Source organism: Dysgonomonas sp. Marseille-P4677 (assembly GCF_016652235.1).
GTDB lineage: Bacteria > Bacteroidota > Bacteroidia > Bacteroidales > Dysgonomonadaceae > Dysgonomonas.
In genome coordinates this window covers 6,043-27,006 of sequence record NZ_JAEPKU010000053.1, presented here as the reverse complement: position 1 = coordinate 27,006, position 20,964 = coordinate 6,043, and the positions used below count along the sequence as shown (strand labels likewise).

26 protein-coding genes and 1 pseudogene are annotated in these 20,964 nt (G+C 35.4%); 7 read left to right on the top strand and 20 right to left on the bottom strand.

Annotated elements, in window-relative coordinates; translation table 11 throughout:
- The 3 genes from JGH11_RS10635 to JGH11_RS10625 all read right to left on the bottom strand — a co-directional run.
- Positions 1 to 719: MAC/perforin domain-containing protein (locus JGH11_RS10635; RefSeq protein ID WP_236263955.1), on the bottom strand; the 719-nt coding region annotated here is incomplete at its 3' end.
- 567 nt (positions 720 to 1,286) lie between these two features.
- Positions 1,287 to 1,757: a DUF2829 domain-containing protein gene (locus tag JGH11_RS10630; RefSeq protein ID WP_201111571.1), complete on the bottom strand. Its 471-nt coding sequence runs from the start codon at positions 1,755 to 1,757 to the stop codon at positions 1,287 to 1,289.
- A gap of 49 nt (positions 1,758 to 1,806) precedes the next feature.
- On the bottom strand, positions 1,807 to 2,514 hold the full coding sequence (locus JGH11_RS10625) for an ATP-binding protein (protein ID WP_201111570.1): 708 nt from the start codon (positions 2,512 to 2,514) through the stop codon (positions 1,807 to 1,809).
- 119 nt (positions 2,515 to 2,633) lie between these two features.
- Between JGH11_RS10625 and JGH11_RS10620 the strand changes: the two genes are divergently transcribed.
- Positions 2,634 to 2,807 carry a hypothetical protein gene (locus tag JGH11_RS10620; protein ID WP_201111569.1) on the top strand — a complete coding sequence of 58 codons (174 nt, stop codon included), beginning with the start codon at positions 2,634 to 2,636 and terminating at the stop codon, positions 2,805 to 2,807.
- Here JGH11_RS10620 and JGH11_RS20460 read toward each other — a convergent pair.
- From JGH11_RS20460 to JGH11_RS10555, 14 genes are all read right to left on the bottom strand, one after another.
- Complete coding sequence (locus JGH11_RS20460; RefSeq protein ID WP_255561744.1) at positions 2,804 to 2,926, bottom strand: hypothetical protein; 123 nt, start codon at positions 2,924 to 2,926, stop codon at positions 2,804 to 2,806. The two genes, JGH11_RS10620 and JGH11_RS20460, sit on opposite strands and share 4 nt — an antisense overlap.
- A gap of 18 nt (positions 2,927 to 2,944) precedes the next feature.
- Positions 2,945 to 3,229, bottom strand: coding sequence for a hypothetical protein (locus JGH11_RS10615; protein WP_201111568.1), 285 nt, complete (start codon positions 3,227 to 3,229; stop codon positions 2,945 to 2,947).
- A 13-nt stretch (positions 3,230 to 3,242) separates the two neighbouring features.
- Positions 3,243 to 3,575, bottom strand: a complete 333-nt coding sequence (locus JGH11_RS10610) for a helix-turn-helix domain-containing protein (RefSeq protein ID WP_201111567.1) — start codon at positions 3,573 to 3,575, stop codon at positions 3,243 to 3,245.
- Positions 3,576 to 3,579: 4 nt separating this feature from the next.
- On the bottom strand, positions 3,580 to 3,909 hold the full coding sequence (locus JGH11_RS10605; RefSeq protein WP_201111566.1) for a hypothetical protein: 330 nt from the start codon (positions 3,907 to 3,909) through the stop codon (positions 3,580 to 3,582).
- Positions 3,878 to 4,225 carry a hypothetical protein gene (locus tag JGH11_RS10600; protein ID WP_201111565.1) on the bottom strand — a complete coding sequence of 116 codons (348 nt, stop codon included), beginning with the start codon at positions 4,223 to 4,225 and terminating at the stop codon, positions 3,878 to 3,880. Before JGH11_RS10600 ends, JGH11_RS10605 begins: the two co-directional genes overlap by 32 nt.
- Positions 4,226 to 4,246: 21 nt before the next feature.
- Positions 4,247 to 4,828, bottom strand: coding sequence for a hypothetical protein (locus JGH11_RS10595; protein ID WP_201111564.1), 582 nt, complete (start codon positions 4,826 to 4,828; stop codon positions 4,247 to 4,249).
- Between the two features lie 10 nt (positions 4,829 to 4,838).
- On the bottom strand, positions 4,839 to 5,021 hold the full coding sequence (locus JGH11_RS10590; RefSeq protein ID WP_201111563.1) for a hypothetical protein: 183 nt from the start codon (positions 5,019 to 5,021) through the stop codon (positions 4,839 to 4,841).
- A gap of 72 nt (positions 5,022 to 5,093) precedes the next feature.
- The gene (locus JGH11_RS10585) at positions 5,094 to 5,285 is read right to left on the bottom strand and encodes a hypothetical protein (RefSeq protein ID WP_201111562.1); all 192 of its coding nucleotides are present in this window, start codon (positions 5,283 to 5,285) and stop codon (positions 5,094 to 5,096) included.
- A gap of 23 nt (positions 5,286 to 5,308) precedes the next feature.
- A complete protein-coding gene (locus tag JGH11_RS10580; protein WP_201111561.1) occupies positions 5,309 to 5,644 on the bottom strand; it encodes a hypothetical protein in 336 nt (111 codons plus the stop codon).
- Positions 5,580 to 8,480 carry a primase-helicase family protein gene (locus tag JGH11_RS10575; protein WP_201111560.1) on the bottom strand — a complete coding sequence of 967 codons (2,901 nt, stop codon included), beginning with the start codon at positions 8,478 to 8,480 and terminating at the stop codon, positions 5,580 to 5,582. Before JGH11_RS10575 ends, JGH11_RS10580 begins: the two co-directional genes overlap by 65 nt.
- A 166-nt stretch (positions 8,481 to 8,646) precedes the next feature.
- Positions 8,647 to 8,973 carry a hypothetical protein gene (locus tag JGH11_RS10570; protein WP_201111559.1) on the bottom strand — a complete coding sequence of 109 codons (327 nt, stop codon included), beginning with the start codon at positions 8,971 to 8,973 and terminating at the stop codon, positions 8,647 to 8,649.
- Complete coding sequence (locus tag JGH11_RS10565) at positions 8,967 to 9,182, bottom strand: hypothetical protein (protein ID WP_201111558.1); 216 nt, start codon at positions 9,180 to 9,182, stop codon at positions 8,967 to 8,969. Before JGH11_RS10565 ends, JGH11_RS10570 begins: the two co-directional genes overlap by 7 nt.
- A 1-nt stretch (position 9,183) precedes the next feature.
- Complete coding sequence (locus tag JGH11_RS10560; protein ID WP_201111557.1) at positions 9,184 to 9,750, bottom strand: response regulator transcription factor; 567 nt, start codon at positions 9,748 to 9,750, stop codon at positions 9,184 to 9,186.
- Positions 9,743 to 9,976, bottom strand: a complete 234-nt coding sequence (locus tag JGH11_RS10555; protein WP_201111556.1) for a hypothetical protein — start codon at positions 9,974 to 9,976, stop codon at positions 9,743 to 9,745. Before JGH11_RS10555 ends, JGH11_RS10560 begins: the two co-directional genes overlap by 8 nt.
- A gap of 181 nt (positions 9,977 to 10,157) precedes the next feature.
- Between JGH11_RS10555 and JGH11_RS10550 the strand changes: the two genes are divergently transcribed.
- Complete coding sequence (locus tag JGH11_RS10550) at positions 10,158 to 10,598, top strand: helix-turn-helix domain-containing protein (RefSeq protein ID WP_201111555.1); 441 nt, start codon at positions 10,158 to 10,160, stop codon at positions 10,596 to 10,598.
- Positions 10,599 to 10,909: 311 nt separating this feature from the next.
- On the opposite strand, the gene JGH11_RS10545 is transcribed toward JGH11_RS10550, so the two are convergent.
- Positions 10,910 to 11,395: an META domain-containing protein gene (locus tag JGH11_RS10545; RefSeq protein WP_201111554.1), complete on the bottom strand. Its 486-nt coding sequence runs from the start codon at positions 11,393 to 11,395 to the stop codon at positions 10,910 to 10,912.
- 203 nt (positions 11,396 to 11,598) lie between these two features.
- A complete protein-coding gene (locus tag JGH11_RS10540) occupies positions 11,599 to 12,534 on the bottom strand; it encodes a DMT family transporter (RefSeq protein WP_201111553.1) in 936 nt (311 codons plus the stop codon).
- A 385-nt stretch (positions 12,535 to 12,919) separates the two neighbouring features.
- Here JGH11_RS10540 and JGH11_RS10535 point away from each other — a divergent pair, with 385 nt between their 5' ends.
- The 4 genes from JGH11_RS10535 to rluF all read left to right on the top strand — a co-directional run bounded on the left by JGH11_RS10535 (position 12,920) and on the right by rluF (position 17,845).
- Positions 12,920 to 13,177, top strand: coding sequence for a membrane lipoprotein lipid attachment site-containing protein (locus JGH11_RS10535; protein WP_201111552.1), 258 nt, complete (start codon positions 12,920 to 12,922; stop codon positions 13,175 to 13,177).
- A 166-nt stretch (positions 13,178 to 13,343) separates the two neighbouring features.
- Positions 13,344 to 15,497 carry a S9 family peptidase gene (locus JGH11_RS10530; protein WP_201111551.1) on the top strand — a complete coding sequence of 718 codons (2,154 nt, stop codon included), beginning with the start codon at positions 13,344 to 13,346 and terminating at the stop codon, positions 15,495 to 15,497.
- Between the two features lie 348 nt (positions 15,498 to 15,845).
- Positions 15,846 to 16,688, top strand: a complete 843-nt coding sequence (lipA, locus tag JGH11_RS10525) for a lipoyl synthase (protein ID WP_201111550.1) — start codon at positions 15,846 to 15,848, stop codon at positions 16,686 to 16,688.
- Between the two features lie 146 nt (positions 16,689 to 16,834).
- On the top strand, positions 16,835 to 17,845 hold the full coding sequence (gene rluF, locus JGH11_RS10520; RefSeq protein ID WP_201111549.1) for a 23S rRNA pseudouridine(2604) synthase RluF: 1,011 nt from the start codon (positions 16,835 to 16,837) through the stop codon (positions 17,843 to 17,845).
- A 22-nt stretch (positions 17,846 to 17,867) separates the two neighbouring features.
- Here rluF and JGH11_RS10515 read toward each other — a convergent pair whose 3' ends face one another.
- Positions 17,868 to 19,775: an alpha-amylase family glycosyl hydrolase gene (locus JGH11_RS10515; RefSeq protein WP_201111548.1), complete on the bottom strand. Its 1,908-nt coding sequence runs from the start codon at positions 19,773 to 19,775 to the stop codon at positions 17,868 to 17,870.
- A gap of 368 nt (positions 19,776 to 20,143) precedes the next feature.
- Between JGH11_RS10515 and JGH11_RS10510 the strand changes: the two are divergent.
- A pseudogene (locus JGH11_RS10510) lies at positions 20,144 to 20,964 on the top strand (hypothetical protein); the annotation flags it as partial.

The following is a 20,964-nucleotide window of genomic DNA, read 5'->3' as shown; positions in this document are numbered from 1 at the left end:
GTTTTATCAATAGAGCTCATCGTTGATTCAAGTGCTGTTCTATAATAAAATCTGTAAATTGCGCCAACTTCAAAATCAGTAAGAAGATGTGTACCCCATTTTATAACTAGAGCATCGGCACTAGCGGCCGTTGTTACATTTTTTATATCTTGTATAAAATCCGGTGAAAGATATTTAAGAAATGTTTCAATTGAAGCATCCAGTGTGTATTGGTATTTTCTATTGATTATTTCTCCTGTCGCAAAACTGTACTTAGTTGAATATTCGTATTGGGATTTTGTTGTATTACTATAAGAGCCCGAGAAAATAGATTTATTTCCATCGCCTTTTACAACGACATCATTCATATCCTTAAAAACATTTACCGAACTCTCTACGCCTACTGTTTTCATGATATCTTTTGTATAAGAATAAGCATCGGATCCTCCGTACACCTTTGAATCAGATTCATTTATCAATTCTTTTCTAAGTAAGTTTGGTAGATCCGCCTTGAATGCAACGAGATTAATCAATTCTCTTTTCTTATATGCTTCGAATGACAAATAATCTTCCGTTATATCATATCCATAGCCAAGAGCTTCATATGCGCCATCTCCTAACACTTTCAAATTTGTCGACGTCTCCTGCGTATCCCCTGCTATTGATTCAATATCAGTCAAATCTGAACAAGAGAACATAATGCCAATAAATAATAAGCACAATAAATAATTCGTTTTCATAATTTAAAATATTAATTAAAATAATAATTACTTTAGGGTAGTATTTTGAAACTAATGTTTTACTTGATCAAGCATAGCAAATAAAGTTTTATTCCATAGGCTTCTATTTTTTAGTTAATTACAAACTCTAAAATTAACAAAAAACAAACAACAAACCAGCATTCTATGTTAATAAAATACAAAATATATGCAAATGTATTAATGGTATATTTTGAACGTATCAGAAAGTCTTAATTACGACAAAAACAAAAAGAATGCACTAGATTCTCACAGTTACAATTTGTTATGGTCAGCAAGACTGAAAATCATTTTAGTTTGTATGTGACTAAAGTTTGATTATTAAAAGATAGTTTACTTCTGTTTTTAACGTATTTATAAGACATAGTTATTTTTGACCAACTGTTTTCATCTACCATCGGAGACAGAGTTCACACGAAGCGGCTTTCCCGGATGGGTTCTGGAAGAACTACGATCCATAAAGCAACTGCAGTGTAATAAAATAGCCGGCACTAAGACCAGCTACTGGATGCTCTGTAAAGAGCTATAGAGAGGTGGAAAACTCGGAAGTTAGAAATTAAATAACATCCAGTCCTCGGACAACATATCGGTCTGTGAAGCAAGCCAACCGTTTACAATAGTACCATCGGCAGCTTTCATGCAAAGGTATGCTGTGAATTTAACAACATCGGTTGCAGGGATATCATTAGCAGGGGTATCGCCAATATCTTGCTTGAAATATTCTTTTACCGCATAGGGCAAACTCTTTACAGAGTTAACAACAATATCTACCCTTATCTCATCAGCAGGTCGCATAAAAATAAACATTCCTTTTCCGTTCCATCCTTTTCTTGTTACAAGAAATCCATGTTTAATAGACTCAAGTGCCTGACCAAAAGTGCCAAATTCACCTTTTGTTAGTTTAGCATTTTCAGTTGCACCTTGACAATAGGCTGTTTCAAGTTCTCCTTTAGAGTAGTTGCCACTTTGGTTGCATAGTTTTGCTGAATATTCAGCCGATTTTTCATCTAATGTTTTCATTTCTTATAAATGGGTTTTACAATGCCCGCCCAGGGCTATATTAAATATTTTATTTAGTTTTTACATAAATCATTTCGGTAGCAACAGCCCGATGTTCCCTGATAATACGTCCACCTCTGTTTTTAAATTTATCAGGGTTCAATTCTGAAATATGATCAGCCATATCGCAATAAGCTTTAAGCGCTTTAGAAAACTTATTTGTAGTCCATTGACAATTTGAATCGTAGCAAAAATCATTCATAGCAATTTTTAAAGGAATAAGACAATCAGTATTGGGCGATTCAGTAGAAAAATAATTATTCGCCCAGTTCGTAAATTCTTTTGTTATTACTGATTCTGATTTTCTTTCTTTGCTGATAGCAGAAAAGAAGTATTGGCTTGGAAATTCAATCTGTTCAAAACGTTCTGTGAAACTTCTACTATTATCATTTGGTTTACAGTTAGTTGTAAATACAAAATAAATATCATTTAGAACTATTGGCTTTTTAGACTGACCTTTTCGGTTCTGAATAAAAGTTCCACCTTCAGGGAGCCAATGGGCAAAAGCCATATAGCCAAAATCTTCGGGCACATCATCAACAATGATTAGCCGAGTTTCTTCTTTGATATCATAGCTAAGTTGCTCAATTAACGCATCGGCATTATACTTTTGTCCGTTGTAATATATTGCCTTATTACTACCGAAAAAGTTATGTAATATATTTGCGGTTGCTGTTTTTCCTGATCTGGCGGGACCGTAAAATATTTTTGCTTTCATAATTGAATGTTTTTAGAGTTAATTATTTAGGACTTAGCGGATTTGTAGTAAGGATTGCATAATAATCCACTTTATCAATAGTTAGAGGTTGCTTTGCAAGCTTAAAACCTGCAGCCTTATTGATTTTCAGGCTATCCAAAAGAGTTTTAGCTACAGCTGTACAATTGAACGAGGCTACGCCATCAGCGGTGCGAACAGCAAAGCCATCACCATCTTTAGAAATACTAAAATACCAGTCTTCGGGAGAGTCTTCATCGTTGACAATTTCGACTTTATCACCGGCATTAATTTAAAAAAAATCTGTTGTTGCTTTAGAAAAAGCCAATAAACCTGCTGATTTATTAATTCTAAGGGTGATTTCTCCTGTAGGAATAGCTTTTGAATTGACTGCATTAAAAATTTTTAGTTTCATAGTTGTAAATATTAAAAGTTAAACTTCACCTCTGATTAATATTAGGTTCATGCGCAAGCTTGAACCTATCTCGATGTACGTAATATTGGGGTAATCAACTTTGTTGATGTCCAAATGAGCGTCTTTGCATCTGCCTTTTGTACTCTTGTATTGAGTATGTACTTCTTGAAAATCTTCATCCAGCTTTTCCTTCCAATCTTCACCAATTATTTTATGTTCCCATGATTTAAACTTCTCGTGAAGTCTTTCCTCTAGGTTATTCTTGGAAACATACCATGTTATTTCTACAAAAAATTTATTCATATGATTGATTACTTTAGAATTTAGATACTTGTAATAAATGACCTTGACTGCGAACATTTAATATTTTTACACATGAGACGGGTTTGATATAATGCCGGAGCTTAGTAATGAAAACATCCATGCAACGAGCATTAAAATAATTATCGTCGCCCCATAATAATTCGAGAGCGGCTTTACGATCAAGCACTTGATTTTTGTTTACTGTTAACAGGTGCATTAAGCCTGCCTCTTTACGTGTTAACTTAATCTCAACGCCTTTTACAGAAAGTGTTTTAACCTGATAGTTGTAAAATAGCTCAGGAGTAATTTCAATTACTTCGGATTGTTCATTTGATATTGTTGTCATGCTCTTATTGTTTTTGTTTATCGGGCTGCAAAGAGTCCCAAAATGATGTTATTTCTCTTTGTTTTAAGTCAGCTTCATTAAGCCATTCTGCCGGAACGGAGTCCATCCATGCAGATCGTTCCATCCGAACGGAATCTATACTACCGAGAAAAGCCCTCGTTGTGTAGAATAAGCTATCGGCATTATTCATTTTATCAGCAATAGTTTCAATTACCATGCGTGACCTGGTAAACATGGAATGTAGGGCAAGCAAGGTGTCAAGACATTCTTGCCGATCTATTAGCTTACCGGCTTTTGCATCATCAATTACCTGTTGGAGTGTTCTTTTTGGCATAGTTGGCAATTTGTTTGTCTTTGGTATCCTTATTCATCATGTGTGCAGCAACCGCCTCCAAAACAACATTGAGTATGTCCGGTTGTTTATTAAGTAATTCAGTGATAAGTTTTGTAATACAATGCTTGCATCCGGCTGCTGATAAAAATGCTTTACCCATGTCATCATAAGCAGTGAGAATCATAAAAGGTAAATTCTTTTTTGCTGCTATTTTGATAGCTCCGTATATGTGTTCAATATATTCTTTTTCGTCCGGGTCGGTTATTGATTCCGGGACTTTTAGTTGTTCTAAAATTTCGTTGTTGTTTGTTTCCATAAGTTGTTTTTGTTTGTTGTTTTATTTGATTGAGAATTGTTCTGTTTGATTATCAAAGTAGATTTGTTCCTTGAATATACGGGAGAACTCATCATTCAATAGATTTAATGGTATATCAAATTCTGACTTTACGAAAGCTTCATTATTAGCTTCCCAATAGATTTCGATATCAGAAATAATAGTACTTAATAAATTTTTAGTTTCTATGCTATTAATAGCTTCAGCAAATAGGATTGTCCCATCACCATAAGTGTCAAGAAGAGAAATGAGATCAGCTTCATTAAGCTCATTCAGCAAATCGATTGTAATTTGTGGACTACTATAGAACTTTTCCGTAAAAAAAGGTTTCTTGTCCGTAGTTGTTTGTTCTTTATATTTCTGTAATTCTTCACGATCAATAAAAAAGCAGCAAACCATATATTTTCCTGTAAGTCCATATAGTTCTTTTCTGGCTTCGTCTCCGGATTCTCTTTCTGTTCCAAAACTGACGATAGAACCTCGTGGATCGTCTCTTACATCGGTAATTGTTGTTGACATTTTTACGCCTTGGTTGTTGTCGGCTGCCATCTTAAGAGCAGCTGTTAAAATTTCATGTGGATTCATAAGTTGTTTGTTATAAATATTTTATTTTCTTTTTTGTGCTTTTAATTTTTTCTACTTTGTAAGCTGTAGAAGGACCTTCTTCTTTGCTTAAACTCTGGCATAACAGTTCGGCATCTTTTTTATTCTTTGGCTCGCACATTGTCTGAACGTAATATCCTCTGAAGTACCGAGCAACTACATATTTCTTAATCATGTCATAAATTGTTTATTATTTTAGTATTTAGTCTTTACTTGTGTTTTCTAATGGGGTTTCAGGTAACTGATCTTATTCTTCCATTAATTTGTCTGCGTATTCTACAGCATAAGTTGCAGCCATCATTTTGTGCCCGCCAGCTAAAAGTCCTTGTAATGCTGCAGCTGCAAAATATTCACGTCGTGATATACCAGTACTCACTGCACTTGAAGGGAAAGCAGAATCGGGGATTCCATACTGTTCTTTAGTTTTTTTGTTAATCATAATTGTTTGTTATTAGTTAATATTTAAAATATTCTTCGTATTGTACTGTAGTCGTTAGAAAATTCATAGTTCATGTGTTCAACGATGTAGCGGTGAGCGACAACCAGAAACACTTCAATCTTGTATCCGGTAAAGAATTTCATCCAATCGAATGAAGTACCGGGATTCATTTGATTGAGATTGTGATATACGGTCTTTGCAGTAGGGCGAAATTTCTTTTCACCGATGCTGTTCTTTAGTTTTTCAACTGCAGCGATTACTTCACTAATAGTCATTCGTGGGCTCAATCCATAGTCAGAAAGGCAAACCTTTGTCGTTTTGCTTTCCGGTTCCGTTGTTAGTTGTGTTGTCATCATCATCGTTTTCAATAAAGTTTATTTCTTCCTGTGTTCTGACATAAATCATTTCGACAGGCTTATCTTTCTCAGTTTTACTCTTCCGGATTATACGGCCTTGAGAGTTCTTAAACTCGACAGGATCGAGTTCCAAAATATGAGGGGCATATCTGCAGTATGCTTTAAGTGCTTTGGTAAACTTATTTGTAGTCCATTTACCTTGTTTGGTTTCGTCCATGAAGTCTTTGAGGGCTTTGGCACGTTCGATAAGATTATCGCAATTCGGAGAACCGGGAGAGAAGTAAACTTCTGCCCAGTTGTAGAAAACATCTGTCATTTCGGTGCGCAAATTACGGTCTATTACGTTTGCCATCGGCGGCTGTATCTTCACGCCATCACCGACAATGGACAGGTAGAACTGGCAGCAGTCAACAAAAAAGTTTATATCTGCATTCCATTCGGCATCAGTATAATTTTCACGGAAAAGGTTTTTCTTAAAGTCGTCGTAAATAGTCCGGGTTTCTTTATAATCGTTGTCGGCAGTCTTCTGATGGTAGTAGTCTGAAAAGACTGCGTACAGGATACGGCGCTCTGTGGACGGGTCGAACTTGCGCAACGTATAGTTACTGGTAATACAGAACTTAGCGGCCTTGTCGAATGATATTTCATACGATTTGGTAAACTTAGGGTTGACGGTAAGGTCACCGGTGACAGCATCGAAGAAAAACCCGAAAGGCAGGTATTGATCTGCATCATCTATCAGAATGTAATCAGTATGCTCAGTTACGTTCTCATAGATGTGATTGTTTTCGGTCAGCTTCGGATTTCGTCCGGAAAGGGTGACAGATTTCATAAAAAGGCGAAGTGCTTTAAAACAGAATGATTTACCTGATCCACCGTTACTTTCGTCATTTTCGGCTATCTTGTTATCCATAGCAAAAACACACCATGAACGGTTTTCGGCTTTATATCGGTGGAGTAGGTAGCCAAGGCAGAAGATCTTGTTTATAAGATGCTGCTTTTGCTCTGCAATTTCTTCGGGCGAAAGACGTTCACCATCGATGGCAAATTTAAATTTATCCTTATACTGTTGGAGCTGATCGGGAAGTTCTCCTTCAATTTCAAATTCTTTTCTCCAAAAAATACGGCTGGCATTGATCAGATATTTTAAGAAATTACTGGAGTTGCTTTCACTTATCTTGATGTCCCATTTAACAGATTCATCGTCTTCGCCTTTGTTTATTATCTCTTTAGTGATGGCAAATGACGGTTCCAATCTCTTCACCGGATGCTTAATCATTTCTTCGTCCCATACCTGGCGGTTGATCACACCGGGTTTATACTCTTTGACCTGAGAAGCTGTTACTTCCCATGTAGCGTTCTGGAAAAAGAAGAACTGTGAATGAGGCGTATAATCGTCGAAGTTAAGTTCTACTCTGTTAAGTTTTATATTCGATTCGGTGAGCCTGGTTGAATTATTTACAGCGTTACGGATTTCTACAGGCATATATCGCTCTGTAACGAAGTTCAGGAGATAGTCTTTGATGTCTGCCGATCTGATCTCTTTGACCGTATTGCCTTCGATTCGGGCAAACATACGTCCGGACTTAGAATTTTTGTCGTCGATAGCTACGAAGCCATTGCAGCGGAGAAAGTAAGTAACATAATCGGAGTTGATATCCAACTTCTTTTTTCCTTTTTCTTCGACGTATTCCCAAAAACGAACAGGACGAGCCAAATTAAGCAGGTCGCGGAAGCGGTCTTTTTCCGGCTTAATCTCGCAAAAGTCACGGAAGTCTTTGCGGGGTTTACCACGCTGATCGTAATATTTTCGCAGGCTGTCAGGAAGCCATACGGTATATATGTCCATATATTTCAGAGCACGCTCAAGACCTAAGCGAACGCCTGTTTCATCAATGTCGGGAATCTGATATATACGTTCAACATAGCGGTTAATCTCTCTGTATTCGCTTTCTGCCAGCTTGTAGCCCTCGGAGTTGAACCATAACGGAATATAGTTATGCGCTTTGACACAAAGTGCATCACGTTCGCCGGAGCATATAAATGCTTCAGGAAGCTTCTGCATTTTATAGTCTTTATTTTCGTTGCCTTCGACGGCACGGAAACGTTTTTCTTCATCATCATTGAATTTTTGGTATATGGCTTTCAGTTCGAAAAGACCATTGATATACTTCTGTGGTTTCTCTCCACTGTAGAAAAAGCGATATTTCTTATCCGAGTTTAAAGGCTGATAGATTTTATAAAAACGAGCTTCTTTTCCATGCTCGATATGGCGGCATTCGCGAATGAAAATAGGATAGTTTTCATTGCTCGAAATGGTTGTAGTCTGACGGTTACGGGTTGTTTTATAATATTCTACGGCAGAATATTTCAAAAGGTCGCAATGCTCCTGTTTTACGTGAGGACCTAAAACTTTGAGTTCTGAATCGGACATTTTCTCTTTCAGAACGAATACGAAAAAGCCGTCAGGTTCGTCTTCAGTTGCAGGTGATTTTCGGAAATCCGCTTTGTTTATTTCGGGGTTGATGGCATCAGGCACGACATTAAACAGATTGGCTAGATAATGAATTGCTTCGGGCAACTTCATATCTTTTTCGTTCATACAGATGTCTACCGGAGACATTGCTTGTTCGCTTACGCCATAATCGGTAACACGCCAAAAAGTTTCACCATTGCGCCCTGTAATAAGTTTTATATAGGCTGACGGTGTATCGTCCGTTTCTCGGATTTTAAAGGGTACATTCTTTCGATTATATACTTCGCGTGCCTGGGGATAAAAATGCAATATTATATCCAGGCCTTGATTTGTTTTGTCGTATAAGTCTTTAGGAGTTATCATATTGATATACAGCGTTACATATTTTACAGTGATTTATCGTGTGCAAGGTTATCACAAGCTTGTGAGCCAGTAAAAGACAAACTTTGCCAAGCGAAATAGCAGGAACCAACCAATTGCAGTTATTACCGGAATAATAATCCAGATGATCACTGCTGTCCAGTTTGTTTTATATGCTTTCGATTTCATCTGCAAGCTTTTGCATTAGTGTATATATGATTTCTGTAAACTTTTTTGAATCAAATAGAGGTTGTGGGACGATATATATTGTTGATGCGTGGAGCCTCTCACTATAATAACAGAGGTCTGTATCTATCTTTATTATTTTGGATGACTCTAGCTCTGCAAGTATCCATTCTTTTAATTTTTCGTTGTGCAAGCCGATTGCAAAAGGATACTTTTTATCAGCTAATCTTGAGTCAAATTCAATCATATGGTAAGCTGATTTTACCATTATTCTGTCTCCAATTCTTTCAGTGAATATTTTAGTTACCATAATTTTTGGGGTTTTATATCAGTGCATTCAGGTAGTGTCGAGTAATTTTTACCATTTAAGACATACGACTGGAAATATCGATGTCCAGATTTATTATGAAGCTTCAGTAGCTTGCAGCAAGTGCATTTCTCAACCCGGTAACATCCGGGAAAATGCTCTTCTGTTCCGGTATCGGGTTGCCATTTATGCCGTTTGCGCGGTGTTGTCATACTATTTTTTCTTAAAAAGGTTATACTTGGTTGCGTGTAGGAAAAAATCGCTAAGAGAATGAAGATTAAGTTTTCTCAAAGTATTGTCTTTATGTTTCTCTACAGTCTTGATAGATATAATCAGAGAATCGGCAATGTCAGTAGTTTTATAACCTGAATACAGCAATTCCATGATTTCAAACTCTCTGGGAGTAAGGTGGCTATTGAACTGAGGATTGCAAATAATATTGTGATACTTGCATTCTCCGATTCTTGGACATTTCACTTCTTCAAAATTGAAAGCTCCATTGTGATCAATATCCATAATAGAGTCAAATTCACCAAAGTTGCAACGCAATAACCGGCGTGCCATACGGAACCGATAGTTGAGCCTATTCAAAGAAAATCTTGTATATTCTTCTGATAATGCGGTGTAACATTCAGGATAAAACTCAGCTGTATAGTCGAGCAGAGCATCAATAAAAGCTATATGCTTTTCAGAGAGGGTAAAAACAGGCTCACCAAAAGGACGTACTTCTACATCACCATTGGGTGTGTTGTTGAATTCTATATTTCTCAGATCAAACATTTTGCGCCTCTTTTTTAGTTTTTTTCTTATTCATATCCGGGAAGAGTTCTTCTACTGTTATTCCTGTAATTTTCGATATTGCTTCAGCCTGTAGTTTTGTAGGATCTTTCTTACCGGTCAGTAACCGGTATACAGAAGCCTGACTCAAGTCACAAGCTTGCATTATATCGTTGAGAAGTTTCTTCTTCGGATCCGGTAAATTTTCATAATGTGTTTTCAAACTCATACTGTAAATCTTGTATTTGTAAATGATTTATCGTGTTTTGCTGTTGTTGCTGTGAGATAATTTTTATATTTGTGAGAAAATGTTTCTCATTCTGCAAATATATGAGTAACATTTCACATTTTAAAACATAATTGGGATTATTTTACCATATAAAGAGGAACTACTCTCTAAATATTTGAAAATGACAGGGAAAGAAATCAAAAAAAAGAGGAAAGAATTAAAACTAACTCAGGAAGAGTTGGCTAAAATACTTGGGGTTGATCGTAAAACTATTGGAAACTATGAAAATGATCATGTTTCAATCCCAGAAACTAAAAGCGAAATGTTGCGCAATTTCTTTTCAGGCAATGTGTCGGGAAGCAATATAATGGTTGGTACTAATACAGGTAATATTGCCGGTGGAAATTTCATTTTAGTAGAATTACCTGAATTCGGCAAACAAAAAATAATAAAGCCCGACGGAACAATAATAATAGAAAGCATATCATCAAGTAAAAACTCTGAAGAGGGAGATTTTCTGATGGACAAAGAGAAACAGACTCTACTTGAAAAAATAGAGTTGCAACAACAGTTAATTAAGTCTTTACAAGATCAGCTCGCCATGTATAGAGATAAGAAGTGAATACTCATAGTATAGATTTAGTATTTGTCTTTCGATTTAGAAGTAAAATTAACATATTTAACTCAATTAAATAAAAAACAAATTAACATTTTCAGGAAAGTGTTTTAACAAAAGGAATATGGCTGATTTCAGCCGGCACAAATACGGTACAATGATGTAAAATTTGCGAATTATGATCTTTGATTATCAGTGTTTTATGTTAAGGTTATTCAGGAAATAAAATCCGGTCTCCGCAACTAGAAAGAAAAAGCAATCTCAAATGAGGTTGCTTTTTTGGTTTTATATTAAATGGTTGAGGAATTTGATAAATTCTATATTTTGGAAAATGTCATTAAAACATGCGAATCCTTTTTTAAGAGAAGTTTTCCATTCTGTATAGTATAATTATTAACACTACCAATAGTTTTATAAAACTTACTATGCCAATATACAGAAGGATGGCATGCCCTACTTGTAGTTAAAAAGCTTGAAAAAGAGAAATTATTCCTATCAACAAAAATTATTTTGCTACTATAATTGTTGCAGCCATCATAGCCACTCACTCTACCATCACTGCTTATTCCTAATGTCAGAGTTTTATCATTGCTAATAATATTCATAAAATTCTTATTAATATCAGTTCTTAAAGTTTCTAATTCCCATTCATTAACCATATCAAGAGGTATAGGTATTTCCTCATGAAGTTCTAATTCCGAACTGTTAGTGGAAACTTCATACTCATTGTTTACAAGATACTGAGTATTACAAGATAAAAAAGAGAGAACAAGGAAAATGCACATAATGCGGATTTGATTCATATTGATAGATCTAGTGTCGTATGGCTAATTCACAAATATAAGAATAACCTCAATAATCTTCTCCCAATCCTCAATAAATTTGTTCTATAATTCAATAGAGTGTCTAACTGAAAAAGAAAAAGCAACCGATAATTCGATTACTTTTACTTTTCATAAACACTATTAGGTTGAATTATAAATCACTCAAAACAACAACTACACAACTAGTCTTTTATATTAATTAGCAGTATAAAATCCCTTATTCGCTTATAATACCGGGAAATATTTACTTCCGAAATAAACATCGACAATAATATTAAAGACCCTCCAATCACTGTTTTGCTTGTAATTCCTTCATTTAATAGAAAATATGCAAAAACAGTTGCAAAAATAGGCTCGCATAGATAAGTTAAAGCGATCTTTTCGGGCTCGATATATTTTTGAGCTATATTTTGTATACAATACATATAGGCTGTTGATAAGATACCAACAAATAATAAAGCCGTCCATATATCAATAGATAAAGGTATAACAATAGCGCTTGCTCCTTGCGTGACCAAAGCTAATGCTCCGCCTAAAACAGCACATGTAAACAACTGTACTATAACAAAAGGACGTGCATCAAGAGCCGATTCAGAAGATGTATCTATTGTACTTACCTTACCTACGTATAGTACATAGGCAGAGTAAAATAACGAACCTATAAATACAAATAGATCTCCGACTCTGAAATTTGAAAAACCCGAAGACATTGCAATTGTATACAATCCGACTAAAGCTAAAATACAAGCAGCCCACATTTTAGGCTGTATTGCCTTTTTCATAAACAAAAATGCGAATAAAGGAATTAGAACAACTTCTATTCCTGCAATAAACGAAGCATTAGAAGAGCTTGTATATTTTAAGCCTACGGTCTGCCAGCTAATACCCATGAAAAGCAATATACCTGAAATCAATCCTTTCCTGACAGTAGACCTATCCAACTTCAACACCTGCTTATAAAAAATCAGGGATAAAGCCAAGGCCGCGATAAAAAAACGATAAAACATAAATGTATAAGGGGAGACAGTCTCAAATGCTTCTTTAGATATTGGGAAGGATATTCCCCAAAAAGCAGTCCCTAATACCATAAGTGGCAGATAAATCTTAATCTTGCTCATCAGTCAAATAATTTAAATATATCCATATTAAACTATTAGGGTATGCAAAGATCTCTTTACAAAAGGACACCCAAACTTCCTATTTTCTTCCCTAACGATGAAGAGTGGGTCAAATATTCCTTATCTGGGGTGCAAAATTACATCATTTTGACAACATTCCAAAATTAGCTGTAGCAAATAAATAATAATTTAACACATCAAATATACTCTAAGTAATTAAATACAGCCGACACGAGTATTATAAAGCGAATCTCAACAAAAATAATTAACGATAGATTCCCAAATAATAAGAAATAATACGAAGAAAGGATCTAGGTCAGATTGAACTAATATCCTATATTTGTTGTTTATTACAAAAAGAACGTTAAAACAAACTATATTGATTATGAAAAAATTATTATTGGCGTTTTTCATTACCGCTGCACTTACAGCTTGTGGTACTGCATACAATTCTCAACTAAAGCAAGTTGAGTTGGGCATGACCCAAAATCAGATTGTATCATTGATGGGAGACAAATATACTGTTGTAGAACAAAGAGATCAGAACAATCAAACCTTAGAGTATGTAGATCGCTACAAGAATCATTGGTATTTTCAATTTGTAGACGGACGTCTTTACAAATGGCATAAAGAAACTGAATAATTAAATATTAATAAAATAAGAAGAAGGATAGTTGTACAACTATCCTTCTTTTGTATGATACCTTTTCATTATTTTCCTTATACAGAAATATGCAAAAGTAATAAACAGGCTCTTTGTCTTAAATCATTTTTATCGGTATATTTGTTGCAAATAAAAATCAAAAAGCATGAAACATATATTTGGATTGTTGCTTGCAGCACTACTATCAATAACTGCAAATGCACAACGGTTAGACCTCAGAGATATTAATTCGGGAAAATATTATGCCCGCGGCGTTCAGCCAGTCACCTCGTCTGCTGATGGCGAATCTTATTTTCAGTCAGACAAGGAAAATAAAATGATTATTAAATATTCATATAAAACAGGTTTGCCAACCGACACTATATTTAACGTTAAGAAAGCGCGAGAATGCACATTCGATTCATTTCAAGGATTTATAATTAGTCCTGATGAAAAACGCCTTCTTGTATATAACGACTCCGAATCTATTTATCGTCATTCGTTCAAAGCAAACTACTATTATTATGATGTACGACGTAAATTAGTACGTAAACTTACTGAAAACAAAGAAAAGCAGTCAATTCCGACATTCTCCAAAGACGGACGCATGTTAGCATACGTGGTCAACAATAATATATGGCTTTCTAAATTTGATTATGATACAGAATCTCAAGTAACCAAAGATGGAGAATTAGGTAAGATAATCAACGGTGGTACAGATTGGGTATATGAGGAAGAATTCGGAACGACAAAACTAATGGATTTCTCAGCAGACGGAAGATTACTAGCTTTTGTTCGTTTCGATGAATCTAACGTTCCCCAATATTCGATGCAGATGTATGAAAATAAACTATACCCTACCTTGTTTTCATTTAAATATCCGAAAGCGGGAGAAACCAATTCAGTAGTTACTTGTAATGTTTTTGATATCGACTCTAAAACAATACGCAAGATGAATATTCCCCAAGGTATGGAATATATCCCCCGTATAGAATTTTTACCTACCGGAGATGAACTTGCTGTTATGACTCTTAACAGAGACCAAAATAAGTTTGATCTTTACTATGCCAACGCGCGCTCGTCTGTTTGCCGATCGGTGATACATGAAGAAAACAACAGGTATATTGATTCTGAACTATTTGACAACATTCACTTTTTTGGCAACCAATTTATCTATATGAGTGAGAAAAGTGGTTATACACATATATATCTGTACGATAATACAGGCGTAATGCAAAAACAACTTACTAATGGCAATTATGATGTAACCAAGTTGTTAGCCGTTGATCCTGTATCAAAAATTGTTTTTTATGAAGCTGCGGAAGATAGCCCATTACAGCGCGCAATATATAAAGTGGATATAGTAAAAGGGCTAAAAACAAAGCTATCCGTAAAACAAGGAACAAATAACGCTACTTTTAGCGAGAATGGTAAGTACTTTATCAATTCATATAGTAATTCTACTACACCAAGAATAACCACAGTACACGATGCTACAGGCAAAGAACTACGTGTATTAGAAGATAACGCATCCTTGCGCAACACCTTGACTTCACTTAGCCTTGCTAAGAAAGAATTCATTACGGTTAAATCTGCGGATGGCAGAGACCTCAATGCATATATTATGAAGCCTGCCGATTTTAATGCTTCACGCAAATATCCATTGGTAATGATACAATACAGTGGTCCAAACTCTCAACAAGTATTGGATAGTTATGGTATGGATTGGACTGACTATCTGGCTACACAAGGCTTTATTGTGGCCTGTGTTGACGGACGTGGAACAGGAGCCAGAGGCGAAGAATTCAGAAAATGTACATACATGAATCTCGGTATTTATGAATCGGATGATCAGATTGCAGCTGCAAAGCACTTCGCTACACTTCCATACATCGACGGTAGCAAGATAGCCATTTGGGGCTGGAGTTATGGAGGATACAATGTATTGATGAGCATGAGTCGTGGAAATGGAATCTTTAAGGCTGGTGTAGCTATTGCGCCTGTAACAGACTGGAGATTCTATGATTCTGTCTATACAGAACGTTTTATGCGAACCCCACAACAGAATGATTCCGGATATAAAGCCGGATCACCTGTTAATTTCGCAAATAAACTGGAGGGAAACCTTTTATTAATACATGGATCTGCCGATGATAATGTTCATTTTCAAAATACAATGGATTATGCAGCAGCATTAGTGAAAGCAAATAAACAATTTGATATGTTTGTCTTTACAGATAAAGATCATTCGATACGAGGTGCTGCAAATCGGACTTATTTATATGAGAAGGTTATTAAGTTTTTAAAGACGAATATGTAACAACGATTTTTATATAATATAAGAAAGCATGGATATATGTCCATGCTTTTTTTATTGCCTCCAATTATCTATACATTTTGCACTCTCTGAAAGTAGAACAACCATAATTGTCTATATTTAGAAAAAGTAACATCATTAAAATAAACATATAAAAGTGTCACTTTTGTCACCTTTTGGGATCTTTGTCACTATAATACAGAAAATTAATCTATCGGTACAAATGGACTATATTACCTTATCTATCGATGATAGTATAAATAGATGACTTTTTAACCCTTCGTATTTTCATTGGAAACATTGTTAAGGTTATCTTTGTTTTATTGTTCGAATAAAATAAATCTCAAATAAATGGAACACGTAAGAAAACCAGAGTGGTTAAAAATAAAGCTCGGAGGGTCTGATCATTTCTCCGAAACTCTAAATATAGTAGAATCTCACGGATTACACACAATATGCTCGAGTGGAAGATGTCCTAATATGGGCGAATGCTGGGGGCGTGGTACTGCAACCTTTATGATAGGTGGAGATATTTGTACCCGTTCGTGCAAATTCTGTAATACAAAAACAGGACGTCCTTTGGCTCTTAATCCTAACGAACCCTCGAATGTAGCCAAATCGATTCAGCTGATGGGTCTTAAGCATGCAGTAATTACATCTGTAGACCGTGACGACCTGCCCGATCAGGGGGCACAGCATTGGGTAAATACTATCAACAAGATTCGTCAGGTAAACCCATCAACTACAATAGAAGTGCTTATCCCTGATTTTCAAGGAAAATTTGAGCTAGTGGATATGGTTTGCGAGGCAGCACCTAACGTTATTTCACACAATATGGAAACTGTTAGAAGTCTTACACCCAAAGTGCGTAGTGCGGCCAAATATGATGTAAGTCTCTCTGTATTGAATCGTATTGCTGAAAACGGGTTGAAGGCCAAATCGGGTATAATGTTGGGATTAGGAGAAACGACTGAGGAAATAATACAGTTGATGGACGATCTTAGGGCATCAAACTGTTCGGTACTCACAATGGGACAATATCTACAACCATCACGTAAACATCTGCCTGTTGCAGCATATATTCATCCCGATGAATTTAAACGACTAAAGGAGATTGCTCAGAGTAAAGGATTTACACATGTAGAAAGCGGCCCTCTGGTACGTTCTTCTTATCACGCTGAAAATTGTTTATAAATATATTGTTTACTTGTTAATACTCGATTAATCAACAATTATACTATCAAATCCAAGTATTTCAATTAATTTTGTCAGTCCTTATAATGCTTCCGTACTGAAGCATGTGTGAATATAATCGTAAACAGACATTTGGTAAGTGTATAATGGAATACAGGTTAAATAAATATATCAGCAATTCGGGATATTGTTCCCGCCGCGAGGCCGACCGCTTTATAGAAGAAGGTAGGGTTACGATCAATGGTAAAAGAGCAACTGTAGGTATGCGTGTGCTACCAAAACAAAAAGTGAGAGTAAACGGTGAATTGATCGTAAACGATATAGAGCCTATATACATTGCCTTTAATAAGCCTGTCGGCGTAGTTAGCACCACGGATCCTTTGGAAAAGGATAATATTGTAAACTATATCAGACATGAACAACGCATATTTCCAATAGGACGTTTAGATAAAGATTCCCAAGGCCTTATTCTGTTGACAAATGATGGAGATATCGTAAACAAGATCTTACGAGCGGGCAATAATCATAAGAAAGAATATCTGGTAAAGGTAAACAAACCTATTACTAAAGATTTCTTAACTCGTATGGCACAAGGAGTACCTATTCTCGATCGTGTCACAAGACGTTGTGAGATCGTCGAAATTAATCCTTTTATGTTCCAAATTTCGTTGATACAAGGTTTGAACAGACAAATACGACGTATGTGCGAGTATTTCGATTATGAAGTTGTCAAGTTGGAACGTATTCAGATAATGAATATAAAACTAGGTAATCTGGGGCAAGGAAATTGGAGAGACTTAACTCCATCTGAACTTGAAGGCTTATTTGACATGCTCGAAAATTCGGAAAAGACAGCCAGCTCTAAAAAACCAGCCAACAGTAATAAAGCCTTTAACAGAGCATTAGAGGAATTCGATATAAGAACTGACTACCGCAAAGCCAGTATAGCTGCAAAATATCAGAAAAAGGAAAAAGGGACTCCGAAAGAAAGAACTGAAATTCCGGAAGCAAAAGAGGGAGGAAAAGCCAAACCTAAAAGAACAGGCAAGGCTCCGAGTGGCCTAAGAGTTGGTAAACAAAAAGTTGTAGCTAATAGACCAAAAACGAAATCGAAACCAAAGACTGGTCCTAAATCGAAAAAGAAAAATATTCAATAATCGCAATACAACTACTGATTCGTTACTGACTAAAGTACAAATAATATGCGCCCGACTTTAACTCTATTGTCTGGCTGGTATTCGCTATATCTAATATGTTCCCCGTAAAATAGTCTACCCATGTCCCCTTTTTTCCAAAGTTGATCATTACTTTGAGCGTCTCCACATCAAAGTTTGCAATAGCGCAAACATAGCCTGTCGATGATTTAAGTAGTATTTGCTTAAAGTCATTAACTAAATTAATAGTGTAGTCGGAAGTAGAAAATATAGGATTTGTTGAACGCAGTTTATTCATCTTTGCATATATATCATAAAGAGCTTTTCTTTCGGAAACATCATAATAATCCCAACGTATGGGTTTCTTTCCTAAACGATCATTATTCAATTCATAATCATAACCCAACTCCCCAAACTGCCAGATCATTTTTGGGCCGGGCAAAGACATTAATATAACAGCAGCAGCTTCCGTCCGCTTTAATCCCACAGCCAAATCCTTTACATTATGAAACGGATTAAGATCACTTCCATAGCTATTATTCTTAAACATAATCCGTTCTTCATCGTGACTTTCCATATACGCAACCAGATTAGGCTTAATCCAATCCCTTTCTAAATATGACGCCCAACTAACATCTCCATTCGGTTTATTATAATCACCTATATATTTCCCCCAGCCCATTGTAGCTTCATTGAAGTTATAGTTTATATTACCCCATAATTTAATACCATAAGATGCTAGTTCTTTTTCTTCCTTATTATCTGCCAAATGCTCACATATCATAATTGCATCCGGATTTCGTCGTCTAATTTCGTCACATATCCTTTTAAGATTCTTTATCCGGGGAGCATCGTATGAATTTCCCCAACTATCATTTCCTGAAGCTGGATAAGGTGTATTGGAAAAGCCTTTAGTAAAGTCGAAACGAAATCCGTCTATCTTATACTCTTTCATCCAATAGGCGCAAACGCTATCGACAAAAGCTTGTGTATACTGGCTTTCATGATTAAAATCACTCCCCCATTGAGCATCAGGATTGGCAAAGTTTGATTTTTGATTATACCACGGATTTTCTGCCGATGGGGTTCCATCTGCTTTCTGATACATTTGCACCATCGGACTCTGTCCATAACTATGATTCAATACCATATCCATGATTACGGCAATACCTTTAGAGTGACATTCGTCTATGAATGCCTTATAATCGTAAGAAGTACCATAGGCCTTATCTGTAGCAAAGTAAAATGAAGGATTGTACCCCCAACTATCATTTCCTTCAAATTCGTTGAAGGGCATTAATTCAATAGCATTTACTCCCAGGTTCTTTATATAGCTTAACTTCTCCTGTACACCTGTGATACTACGTTTTTCGGTAAAGTCTCGAATAAGAACTTCATAAATAACCATATTAGTCGCATCCTGTAGTTTAAAATCGGGGACTTTCCACGAATATATTACAGGAGATGTATTTACTACCATAGACAAGCCTGTCGTATGTGTAGAAGGTGTTATAAGATTTGGGTAAATATCAGCTTCAATATATTTATCATTTACAGGATCTGATATCTTATCTGCATATGGATCGGCTATCCGAATAGAATTATCTATCAAATATTGACAAATATATTCCTTGCCCTTCTGTAAACCTCCTATCTTTATCCAAAACCGATCCCCATCCTTATTCATCCTATATGATTCTGATACCTGCCAATTATTAAAATCACCAATAAGATATACCGACTCCTTTGCCGGAGCAAAGAGTACAAAAGCCAAAGAATCATCGCTTATCCGAGTTATTCCATCTCTCAAAGAATGCGTAGATGGTATAGATGGTTCATCTGCTTTTTGATATTCAATCGTATTATCATCATGACAAGAAGTGATAAAAAATAAAAATAAAAGATAGAACAAATAAAATTGAAGTGTTTTCATAATGAAACCTTAATTAAATTATCTATATAGGGTCAAAACTATTTTATTTAATCATATTATAATTATCCTAACATGTAGTTTCTACATAAATAATTCTGCAAACGGTTGCATTATAAATTATTAAGAGTACGAATCAAATCAAAAAAGGGTTAATCAAAAGGCTAACTATAATCATGTGTTTCACAACATATAATTATTTACAAGATATATTTAAACCAAACACACAGCTAACAGTCTAAAAAATATAGAAATATTAATTTAATATTAAATAACAAATATAAATAAGTAAACAAAACTTTAATTCTACCTAAATTCTCTATTAGCAATAGTAAATAATCATCATTATAAACAACTAATACTTTATCATTATGAGAAAGTCAGTACTCCCTATATGCTTAAGCCTATTTTTATTACAACAAAGTTGTAGTGAAAACCCGAATAAAAAGATTGAGAGTAAAATAAATGATACTATTCTCATCGCACCCCAAAAAGCTCAAATCAGTGCTCCATCAGTTTTTAATAATTATGAGACTGAGAATGTAATTAAACATTACAACAAGCTCAATTCTAGTTTTGTAGACAGCAACTACGCTACAGAACCATATATGAATAACTATAACGGAAACTTCTATTTATTGGCAACTACTATAAAGGGAATAGAAATCAATAATAATATTACGAGCAAACTATATCCTTTAAACAATTATGACGAGCTAGATTTTTATTCAGAAAATGAACCTTATAATGATAATTATTATATACATTATGATAACTACGATTATTATCCTTCACATATAGAAAACAATTACTATGAAACAGGATATTATTATGAGAATAACTATTCCTCTCCCCCCTTGTATTCTAGCTACAACCACAATAAACCGAATCATCCAAACAAGACCAAACCACCTCATAAACCCAAACCGGGTATTCCGTCACACCCTAAGCCCCCTAAACCTGAACAACAAATAGAAAATATTAGAACTTCTGATAGACCAAAACCGGAATCTACAATAAGGGATGAAAAATCGGTTCAAACAAGAACTTCTGACAGGCCATCTCCTGAGTCTGTAAAAAAACTAGAAAATACAATAAAACTTTCTGAAATTAGGCAAGATCAAGAGCGTAAAGATGCTGAAAGCAGACGGCAAAGAGAACAACAAGAGAGACAAGATCAAGAACGAAAAGA

Coding starts and splice junctions, on each gene's coding strand:
- JGH11_RS10600 (WP_201111565.1), bottom strand. CDS start 4,225: ATGGAAACAAACAACAACGAAATTTTAGAACAACTAAAAGTCCCGGAA.
- JGH11_RS10630 (WP_201111571.1), bottom strand. CDS start 1,757: ATGAAAACATTAGATGAAAAATCGGCTGAATATTCAGCAAAACTATGC.
- JGH11_RS10605 (WP_201111566.1), bottom strand. CDS start 3,909: ATGCCAAAAAGAACACTCCAACAGGTAATTGATGATGCAAAAGCCGGT.
- JGH11_RS10515 (WP_201111548.1), bottom strand. CDS start 19,775: ATGAAAACACTTCAATTTTATTTGTTCTATCTTTTATTTTTATTTTTT.
- JGH11_RS10530 (WP_201111551.1), top strand. CDS start 13,344: ATGAAACATATATTTGGATTGTTGCTTGCAGCACTACTATCAATAACT.
- JGH11_RS10565 (WP_201111558.1), bottom strand. CDS start 9,182: ATGACAACACCGCGCAAACGGCATAAATGGCAACCCGATACCGGAACA.
- JGH11_RS10560 (WP_201111557.1), bottom strand. CDS start 9,750: ATGTTTGATCTGAGAAATATAGAATTCAACAACACACCCAATGGTGAT.
- JGH11_RS10555 (WP_201111556.1), bottom strand. CDS start 9,976: ATGAGTTTGAAAACACATTATGAAAATTTACCGGATCCGAAGAAGAAA.
- JGH11_RS20460 (WP_255561744.1), bottom strand. CDS start 2,926: ATGAAACTAAAAATTTTTAATGCAGTCAATTCAAAAGCTATTCCTACA.
- JGH11_RS10615 (WP_201111568.1), bottom strand. CDS start 3,229: ATGAATAAATTTTTTGTAGAAATAACATGGTATGTTTCCAAGAATAAC.
- lipA (WP_201111550.1), top strand. CDS start 15,846: ATGGAACACGTAAGAAAACCAGAGTGGTTAAAAATAAAGCTCGGAGGG.
- JGH11_RS10610 (WP_201111567.1), bottom strand. CDS start 3,575: ATGACAACAATATCAAATGAACAATCCGAAGTAATTGAAATTACTCCT.
- JGH11_RS10545 (WP_201111554.1), bottom strand. CDS start 11,395: ATGAATCAAATCCGCATTATGTGCATTTTCCTTGTTCTCTCTTTTTTA.
- JGH11_RS10570 (WP_201111559.1), bottom strand. CDS start 8,973: ATGGTAACTAAAATATTCACTGAAAGAATTGGAGACAGAATAATGGTA.
- JGH11_RS10595 (WP_201111564.1), bottom strand. CDS start 4,828: ATGAATCCACATGAAATTTTAACAGCTGCTCTTAAGATGGCAGCCGAC.
- JGH11_RS10575 (WP_201111560.1), bottom strand. CDS start 8,480: ATGATAACTCCTAAAGACTTATACGACAAAACAAATCAAGGCCTGGAT.
- JGH11_RS10550 (WP_201111555.1), top strand. CDS start 10,158: ATGACAGGGAAAGAAATCAAAAAAAAGAGGAAAGAATTAAAACTAACT.
- JGH11_RS10585 (WP_201111562.1), bottom strand. CDS start 5,285: ATGATTAACAAAAAAACTAAAGAACAGTATGGAATCCCCGATTCTGCT.
- rluF (WP_201111549.1), top strand. CDS start 16,835: ATGGAATACAGGTTAAATAAATATATCAGCAATTCGGGATATTGTTCC.
- JGH11_RS10590 (WP_201111563.1), bottom strand. CDS start 5,021: ATGATTAAGAAATATGTAGTTGCTCGGTACTTCAGAGGATATTACGTT.
- JGH11_RS10535 (WP_201111552.1), top strand. CDS start 12,920: ATGAAAAAATTATTATTGGCGTTTTTCATTACCGCTGCACTTACAGCT.
- JGH11_RS10625 (WP_201111570.1), bottom strand. CDS start 2,514: ATGAAAGCAAAAATATTTTACGGTCCCGCCAGATCAGGAAAAACAGCA.
- JGH11_RS10540 (WP_201111553.1), bottom strand. CDS start 12,534: ATGAGCAAGATTAAGATTTATCTGCCACTTATGGTATTAGGGACTGCT.
- JGH11_RS10580 (WP_201111561.1), bottom strand. CDS start 5,644: ATGATGATGACAACACAACTAACAACGGAACCGGAAAGCAAAACGACA.